The organism is Eubacterium ramulus ATCC 29099 (assembly GCF_000469345.1).
Lineage (GTDB): Bacteria > Bacillota > Clostridia > Lachnospirales > Lachnospiraceae > Eubacterium_I > Eubacterium_I ramulus.
The window spans coordinates 2,527-3,688 of record NZ_KI271119.1 but is presented as its reverse complement, the minus strand read 5'-3'; the positions used below and the strand labels follow the sequence as shown (position 1 = coordinate 3,688).

At 52.6% G+C, this 1,162-nt stretch carries 1 protein-coding gene; it reads right to left on the bottom strand.

The window, feature by feature from the left end; translation table 11 throughout:
- Window positions 1–1,162 (bottom strand): DNA topoisomerase (locus tag HMPREF0373_RS07050; protein ID WP_021738983.1); only part of this gene is annotated, 1,162 nt, incomplete at both ends.

Sequence of the window (1,162 nt, the reverse complement as noted above, 5' to 3'; positions counted from 1 at the left end):
GAAAACCGCCGTAACTGCTTCATAGGTATAGGGCGCGGCAACGGCGCAAAGCAGTTTTGCGCATACAAGGGTCATTAGCTTTTTCTCGCTCTCGGCAAGGGGCGCAAAACCGTTTTTCAAAAACTCCGCTGTCGGCAAAATGGCGTGATGGTCGGTTACTTTGCTGTTGTCGCAAATCCTTGTAAGGTCGGCTTGCAGCTTCACGCCCTGCATAAAGGGAAGCAGAGAACAAAGCCCGGTAATGAGTTCTTTTGTGCTGCCCTCCATATCGGAAGTGATATATTTACTGTCGGTGCGGGGATAGGTCAAAATCCGCTTTTCATAGAGGGCTTGCGCATAGTCAAGGGTCTGTTTCGCCGTAAACCCATATAAGCGGTTTGCTTCCCGCTGCAAGGCGGTGAGGTCAAACAGCTTCGGCGGGGCTGCGGTCTTTTTCTCTTTTTTAAGAAAAGTGCAAACGGCCTGCGATTTCTCGCAAGCCGCTTTCATCTGCCGCGCCGCCGCTTCGTCGTCCTGCCTTTCGGAAAGGGCGGCAACGCCGCCAACGTCCAGCCGGACGACATGATATTTCTCTTTCTTAAAGCTGCTGATTGCATAGTCGCGGTTTACCAACATAGCAAGGGTAGGCGTTTGCACTCTGCCGACATTCAGCGTTTTGTGATAGAGGATAGAAAAAAGGCGGGTCGCGTTAATGCCAATGAGCCAATCGGCCTTTGCTCTGCAAAGCGCGGATTGATAGAGGTTATCATAGCCGCGCCCGTCTTTGAGGTTTGAAAAGCCCTCGCGGATTGCACTTGCTTCCATGCTGCTAATCCAAAGGCGGGAAAAGGGCTTTTTGCAATTCGCCTGTTCATAGACAAAGCGGAAAATGAGTTCTCCCTCGCGCCCGCTGTCGCAAGCGTTGACAATCTCGGTAACGTCGCTGCGGTGCATAAGGTCTTTGAGAATGGAAAACTGCTGCTCCTTGCCGCTGGCAATCACAAACTGCCACTTCTGCGGGACAATGGGGAGATCGTCGTACTTCCATTTTCGGTACTGCTCGTTGTAGGTCGCCGCGTCCGCAAGGCTAATCAAATGCCCGATACACCACGACACAAGATAGCCGCCGCCCTCAAAATATCCGCTGCGCTTTTCATTCGCGCCAAGTACGGCGGCAATCGCC